A 697-nucleotide genomic window follows, 5' to 3' on the forward strand; every position below is an offset into this window, starting at 1 on the left:
GCAAGACCGATTCGGTGATGCAGGCGCCGGATTTGCTGGTTACAACCGTAACTTTGCCCATCCAGGACGTGCATTTCTAGCGATTCAATCGGGAACGTGGACTGAGGAGACTGTTACGACACCCACAGCTACAAACTTCGGACCGGCTGGCTCGCAGGGTATCACCTCTACCGCAGGTGCCTCTATGGCATTCCAGTCTCTGACTGGTGATACCTCAGCGGCTATCTACCACAATGGCAGCTCCAGCGTCAGCCCTGTAATCAAAATCAAGTACAAGGACAATGTCACGGGAGACCAGACTGCTGAGACACAGGTTACCCTTTCTGGTGCGGGTGTAGTCAGAACTGAGTTGCCCGTACCGCCTGTGACAGGCAACTGGACAGCCACTCTAACACTGGTTTCTGGAACTTTAGCATTCTGTGGTATCGAGCTAAAAAAAAGCGTACCTGGCATCAGGGTTAACAAGCTGGGAACAGGAGGTTCCACCTGGCGGCAGTGGACAACGCTTAACCGGGATGGATGGGTGCAGGGGATCACACCTCTTGCGGCAAACCTGAACATCCTGCTGGAGTCCGTCAACGGCGCGTACAGCTACGATGCCGACTACGAGGCGACCTATACAACGGAAATGGCATCACGCGTGAGGTCAGCCTCTGCCTTCAGCGACGTTCTGGTTATCTCGCCACCACAAACACTT

At 54.4% G+C, this 697-nt stretch carries 1 protein-coding gene; it reads left to right on the plus strand.

All coding sequences use genetic code 11. The features are described from left to right. Positions 1-184: 184 nt before the first annotated feature. Positions 185-697 (plus strand): hypothetical protein (locus ACOI7Z_RS27295; RefSeq protein ID WP_420702492.1); only part of this gene is annotated, 513 nt, incomplete at its 3' end.

Source organism: Klebsiella sp. C283, assembly GCF_048822555.1.
GTDB classification, from domain to species: Bacteria; Pseudomonadota; Gammaproteobacteria; order Enterobacterales; family Enterobacteriaceae; genus Klebsiella; species Klebsiella quasipneumoniae.